The sequence below is a fragment of the Chryseobacterium sp. 2TAF14 genome (assembly GCF_052115105.1).
In the GTDB taxonomy this organism is placed as follows: Bacteria; Bacteroidota; Bacteroidia; order Flavobacteriales; family Weeksellaceae; genus Chryseobacterium.
Genome location: NZ_JBFRGA010000147.1, coordinates 21,586 through 27,914, shown reverse-complemented (window position 1 = coordinate 27,914; position 6,329 = coordinate 21,586). Strand labels below are relative to the sequence as shown.

Annotated in this window: 7 protein-coding genes and 1 riboswitch; of the genes, 4 read left to right on the top strand and 3 right to left on the bottom strand. The window is 35.4% G+C overall.

Annotated features, from left to right (window positions below; all coding sequences use genetic code 11):
* On the bottom strand, positions 1–1,232 hold a 1,232-nt coding region (locus tag AB4Y90_RS13625; RefSeq protein ID WP_441558103.1), incomplete at its 3' end, for a TonB-dependent receptor.
* A 33-nt stretch (positions 1,233–1,265) separates the two neighbouring features.
* Positions 1,266–1,441, bottom strand: a riboswitch (cobalamin riboswitch).
* 162 nt (positions 1,442–1,603) lie between these two features.
* Positions 1,604–2,086, bottom strand: coding sequence for a cytidine deaminase (gene cdd / locus AB4Y90_RS13620; RefSeq protein WP_441558102.1), 483 nt, complete (start codon positions 2,084–2,086; stop codon positions 1,604–1,606).
* Between the two features lie 105 nt (positions 2,087–2,191).
* Here cdd and AB4Y90_RS13615 point away from each other — a divergent pair, with 105 nt between their 5' ends.
* Together AB4Y90_RS13615 and AB4Y90_RS13610 are read left to right on the top strand one after the other, a co-directional pair.
* On the top strand, positions 2,192–3,298 hold the full coding sequence (locus AB4Y90_RS13615) for an NADH:flavin oxidoreductase/NADH oxidase (protein WP_441558101.1): 1,107 nt from the start codon (positions 2,192–2,194) through the stop codon (positions 3,296–3,298).
* A 19-nt stretch (positions 3,299–3,317) separates the two neighbouring features.
* Entirely contained in the window at positions 3,318–3,650 is a 333-nt protein-coding gene (locus AB4Y90_RS13610; RefSeq protein ID WP_441558100.1) for a CCC motif membrane protein, read from the top strand.
* Positions 3,651–3,732: 82 nt separating this feature from the next.
* Here AB4Y90_RS13610 and AB4Y90_RS13605 read toward each other — a convergent pair whose 3' ends face one another.
* A complete protein-coding gene (locus AB4Y90_RS13605) occupies positions 3,733–4,932 on the bottom strand; it encodes an MFS transporter (RefSeq protein ID WP_441558099.1) in 1,200 nt (399 codons plus the stop codon).
* 173 nt (positions 4,933–5,105) lie between these two features.
* Here AB4Y90_RS13605 and AB4Y90_RS13600 point away from each other — a divergent pair, with 173 nt between their 5' ends.
* A complete protein-coding gene (locus AB4Y90_RS13600; RefSeq protein WP_441558098.1) occupies positions 5,106–5,717 on the top strand; it encodes a CPBP family glutamic-type intramembrane protease in 612 nt (203 codons plus the stop codon).
* 3 nt (positions 5,718–5,720) lie between these two features.
* Positions 5,721–6,302 (top strand): RdgB/HAM1 family non-canonical purine NTP pyrophosphatase, encoded by a 582-nt coding sequence (gene rdgB / locus AB4Y90_RS13595; RefSeq protein WP_441558105.1) that lies wholly within the window; start codon positions 5,721–5,723, stop codon positions 6,300–6,302.
* Positions 6,303–6,329: the final 27 nt, after the last annotated feature.

Below are 6,329 nucleotides of genomic sequence, written 5' to 3'. Positions count from 1 at the left end.
TCGTTGAACGATGGAAACCTGAAGTTTTTCGAAAAATTTAAACCCAGACTGTACCAGTTATTAGCTTTCCATTTTCCTGAGAAAGAGTAGAGTAGAGGCGCATCTGTTTTTTCAACAAAATCTTGTTTGATTCCTGCTTCAAACCGCAGATTAGGCGTTGCAAAATACCTTAATAAACCGGCAACAGAACCTACATTTCTGCTCACATGTTCAACACCCGAATCTCCTAAACCTTCTCCCTTGTTTTGCTGAAATTCACCAATTATATTGATATTTAATTTAGGAATGATAAAATAATTGAAATCGTTTTTAAAAATATAGTTTTTATTGATTCCGCCGCTTGTGTAATCAGCATTCTCAAACCCGAAATATTGAAAATTATCTTCTGTGTAAGCTGCTTTTAAGCTGTTAGAAAATTTAGATTTATTAATATCCCAAGAAAGCAAGCTTCTCACAGTTTGCGCTTCGTATCTTGTCCTATTTAAGCTCTCTTCTAAAATTCTGTAGTTTTGTGTAGCATCATAAAACTGGCTTTGCCACGAGATCGTCTGGTTGGCTGCAATTTTATAGGAGGTACCGATATTTAAAGTAGAGTTGTAAAACTTTCCGTTTCGGTTGATGTAATTTTTTTCAGGAACTTCATAGTCATTTTGGCTGATCAGATAGTTTCCCGAAATTTTAAAACTGAATTTATCATTGCTGAAAGCGGCTTTGGCAAAATTATTATAAGTTCCGAAAGAAGCAATTTCAGAATTAAATAATCCGCTGAAACCTTTATTGAAGCTCAGACCATTATTTAAATGTATGCTTCCACCAATCGCGCCGCTTCCGTAAACTACACTTCCGCCTCCCGATTTTATTTCAATCTGGTCATACCCGAAAACTGCAATATTATTGATGTCACCTTGTCCTAAAAACTGAGAATTGATGTTGATTCCGTTCCAGACAAAAGCAGTCTGTTGCGCGGTTGTTCCGCGAAATGAAGGTGAAGAAACCGCTCCGCGACCGTTTTCTTTAATATAAACAGGTGACTGAAATCTTAAAACCTCAGAAAGATTCGAAGAATTTTTTTGAATATCTGCAGGAGATAATGTCGTCAGAGAATGAAAAAGCTTGACCTTTTTCATCTGATTGTCGAATACATAAACGGTATCAATGCTTGTTTCCTGAGCATAATAAAATGTCAGACAAGAAGACACGGAAAGCAAGATTAATGATCTTTTTAAATTCATAATTACTGTTACTTTTCCTCCGAAAGCAATAATTTTTTTGATTGAATTTTGGCAGGTCTCCTGACTTTCGCTTTCTACACCTTCCCGTTTGCACAGTGGTTTTTTGTAGAAATTGATGATGCGATTTACAGTTGCGGGGACAGCTTGGGATTTTCACCCAATTCCCTCTTAGTTCCAATCTTTTGGAAACCAAAATTTTTTGCAAATATAGTTTTTTTGAAAAGAAAGATTAAATTTTATTAAAGTTAAAACAAAACCTTAGTATTGAATTTAATTAGAATTTTAGCAGCAAAAGAAACATTCTAAATTTTTAAAAAAAATTATGTGTTTTCAATCATCTGTGCAAATCCATGCAATCTGTGGGAAAATCCCTACAAAAATGTTCCGTCAAAATAAAACGGAAGCAGATCTTTGATAGAAGAAACTTTCACAACCTCATCATTTAAATTGGCAAAATACAGCTCAATATTTTGGCTTTGCTTTGTTTCATATTCAATAATACTTTGTCGGCATGCTCCACAAGGCGGAATTGGCGGATTTGTTTCTGAAAATTCTTTCGGTCCCCCCACAATAAAAATCTTTTTAATCTTTTGATCCGGAAAATTGGCTCCAATCCAGAAAAGAGCTGTTCGTTCTGCACAAAGCCCGGAAGGAAAGGCTGCGTTTTCCTGGTTGTTTCCTGAGAAAATTTCATCATTTTCCAACAAAACTGCGCAACCTACAAAAAAATTAGAGTAGGGCGCATAAGCATTTTCTCTTGCCTGAATTGCTTTTTCAAAAAGGAGGTTTTCAACTTCTGAAAGTTCGTTCCTTCCTTTGAAATGTTCGTAATCGATTTTTATATCTTTTTTCATTTTTGTCTGCGTAAAAAAGGGGCATAAAAGTAAACCTTTTTAGCGAAGCTGGCAATATCTTTGTTACGATAGTAAATTGTAATTTTAAACTTTAAAAATAATTCAATGTTATATTCTCCTATAAAATTTAGAAATGTAGAGCTTAAAAACCGTTGGGTAATGTCGCCGATGTGCATGTATTCTTGTGAAAACGGTGTTGCGAACGATTTTCATTTTGTGCATTACGGAAGCCGTGCTCAGGGCGGAACCGGACTTCTCATTGTAGAAGCAAGCGGTGTAGAACCGAAAGGCAGAATTACCAATCACTGCATGGGAATCTGGAATGACGAACAGGCTGCTAAACTTCAGAAAATTGTAGAATTTGTACATGAAAATTCAGAAAGCAAAATCGGAATTCAATTGGCACATGCAGGAAGAAAAGGTTCCACCTGGGAAAACAAACAGATTTCTTTGGAAGAAGGCTGGAAAACTCTTGCTCCAAGCGCAATTCCGTATCATCCGACTGAAAGAATCCCGCATGTTTTAACTGTGGACGAAATTAAAGAACAGGTTCAGAATTTTAAAAATGCTGCAAAAAGAGCTGTAGATGTAGGATTTGATGTAATTGAAATTCATGCAGCGCACGGTTATCTTATTCATCAGTTTTTATCACCACTTTCTAATGTGAGAACTGACGAATATGGTGGAAGTTTCGAAAACAGAATCAGATTTCTTCTGGAAATTGTAGATGCAGTCAACGAAGAACTCAATGAAAATGCAGCACTATTCGTAAGAATTTCAGGAACGGAATATGCAGAAAATGGCTGGGATATTGATCATAGTGTAGAATTGTCAAAAATTTTAAAAGATCACGGTGTAGATTTGGTTGATGTATCGAGTGGCGGAAATATTCATGGTGCGAAAATTTCTGTTTTTGACGGTTATCAGGTTCCGTTTTCTTCGGCGGTTAAAAATCAGGCCAATGTGAAAACCGGAGCGGTTGGTTTAATTACAAAAACCGAGCAGGCAGAAGAGATTTTACAAAACGGTGAAGCAGATTTGATATTTGTAGCGAGAGAAATTTTACTATTGCTGTTTTTCTGTTTCGTATTGCTCAATTTTATTGATAAAAAAAGAAATTATGGTCAGATTTTGGTTTTTTTAGCAATAATTAATTCACTGATCATGGTTTTTTCTTATTTTTATAAACATTTTATAATTCATTTAAACTAAACATTAAAAAAAACAAATTATGAATCAACAAAAACTACCTAATGCTACGGCAGTACTCGTTTTAGGAATTGTTTCTATCGTCGGATGCTGTTGTTACGGTGTTTTGGGACTTATTGCCGGAATTATCGGTCTTGTTCTTTACAAAAAAGACAATGCGTTGTACCAAAGTAATCCTACATTGTACTCAGATTACAATAACCTTAATACAGGAAGAATCCTTTGTATTATTGGTTTAATACTTAGTGCACTTTATCTTGTTTTAAATATTGTAATGATTGCTGTTTTTGGATGGGAAACACTTTCAGACCAGGAATTGATGCAGGAACGCATCAGAGAATTGATGGGACAATAATATTTCCAAGTAAAATAAAGAAGGCTGCAATTTTTTTGCGGCCTTTTTTGTTTCAATTAATTATATAAATTCAGATTTAAATTTAACCCTCATTAACTTTATTTAAATTTGATTTTTTCTTCAGAAAATAAGCTAGTCCCAATCCGATAAAAACCATTGCTGCACTGAACGGAAAAATAAACTGCATTCCGAAAAAATCTGCAACACTCCCGATGATCGGCCCTGCAACACCTAAAGAAATATCAATAAAAAGCCCGTAACCAGCCAAAGCAGAACCCTGATTAGACGGCGAAACACTTTTTATGGCAACCACGCCAAGCGCAGGAAATATCAGAGAAAATCCTAATCCGGTAACACCTGCTCCAATCAATGCCATTTGAGCATTGGTCGCAAATGCAATAATTAAAAGCCCGATGGTTTCTACAAAAAGACAGGCAATCGCAACTTTTATTCCGCCATAATTATTGATGACATTGCTGAAAACCAATCTTCCCGCAACAAACAAACCTCCGAAAACACTTAAACACAACGCACCGTTATTCCAATGAAAATAATTGTAATATAAAGTGATAAATGTGGAAATACTTGCGAAACCGATTCCTCCCAAAGCTAGACAAACGCCGAAAGGAGCCACTTTTCCCAAAACTTTCCAAAAAGATTGGCTTTCTTTCGGGTTGAGATTGGTCTTATTTTCTTTGGTTTTGGCAAAGAAAAATCCGATAATTCCTAAGATGATGGAGAGAATTCCAATTCCGTAAAGGCTGAATCTGTGCTCGATTACAATTCCCAGAGAAGCTCCGATTGCCAAAGCTCCGTAACATGCGACGCCGTTGTACGAAATGATTTTTGCGGTATGTTTTTCGCCAAGATCCATAATTGCCCAGTTGATCGGGCTTGCTCCAACCATTCCTTCTGCACAGCCTGTTAAAAGGCGGGTAATTACTAGAAATCCAAGACTTAAGATCGGCGAAAATTTAAAATAATACGCAAGAATCAGGAAAATCCCGGTTAATGAAAAACCGATCATGCTGAATAAAACGGCAGGTTTCGGACCTTTTCCGTCAATGATTTTTCCGGAATACGCTCTTAGAAAAAAAGTGGAAATATATTGTAAGCTGATCACTATTCCTGCAATTAAAAGGCTGAATCCTAAACTTTTGCTGATGAAAATAGGAAGAACGGAAAGCGATAAACCGATAATGAAATATCCTATAAAAGTAAAAGAAACATACGAAATAAGTTTGAGATTGATGTTTTTTTGATGGTTTATTAAACTGTCCATGTGATGAAAAAAATTAAGCTGCAAAGATACTTCGGAATTATTTTTTAGCTTCAGGATTAAGATTAAAAAAAAGATAAAATTTATCATGATTTAAAAGTGCCGGAAGTTTGATGCAGGTTTTCATTTCATATAATTTCAATTATCTTTGTTTCTCTAAAAAAAATCATCAGTACATGGAAAACTCAAAATATCCGAAATATATTTTTGACTGGATCGGAGGCCTCATCTTATTTGCAGGATATATTATCGGAAGTATGTTTGTTGGTGTCGTAGGAATTGCAGGAAAATTTATTTTTAAATTCGATTTCATGCAAAAACCTTGGTTTATGATGTTTGCAAATGCTTTGGTTTTCTGTTTAATAATTGCTGCTTTCGATTACCTGATGGTACGCCAGAAAACAGGGAAAAAGCTGAGCTTCAATTTTTCGCCGACTAATTTTTATACATATCTTCTGATTTTCCCGATGATGCTCGGAATGATGTTTATCGGTGAGTTTATCACTTCCCAGATTCCTACAACGGGACCTTTTTTCGGAGAATTTTACGAATTTTTTGAGAAACTCATGGCAGGTCTTACCGATGATCCGGTAGCAATGATTATTACAGCCGTAATTATGGCGCCGATTTTTGAAGAAATTATTTTCCGCGGAATTATCCAGAAAGGAATGATCAATAATGGAGTGCCACCTTGGAAAGCCATACTTTTAGCCAAATATTCTCTCAAATTACATAACCTGTTTTTGTGGTATTTAAGAATCATATTTGTGCATTTTATGTTTAAATAAAAAATAAAAATGGAAATATTAGTTGCGACACACAACCTTCATAAAAAAGAAGAAATTCAGCAAATCTTAGGAAAAGATTTTACGGTAAAAAGCCTTACCGATTATGATATTCACGACGAAATTATTGAAGACGGAGATTCTTTCAACGCCAATGCACTGATCAAAGCAAAATATTGTTTTGAAAAAACAGGCATTCCAAGCTTGGGAGACGACAGCGGTTTGGTGGTGGAATCTTTAGACGGCAGACCCGGAATTTTTTCGGCAAGATATGCAGGAGATCACGATTTTGCTAAAAACATCGAAAAAGTTTTGAGCGAAATGGAAAATATTGAAAACAGAAAAGCATATTTCATCACCGTATTATGTTATTATGATGAAAACGGTGCACAATATTTTGACGGAAGAGTTCACGGAAATTTACTGACAGAAAATAAAGGRCATCAGGGTTTCGGTTACGATCCGATTTTCGTTCCTGAAGGATATGAAATCACTTTTGCCGAGATGAATCCTGAAGATAAAAATAAGATCAGCCACAGAAAACAGGCATTAGATTTGTTCCTGGATTTTTTAAAAGTGAGTGATTAAATTTAAGTTTGCTTTGTCTTTCTGCCG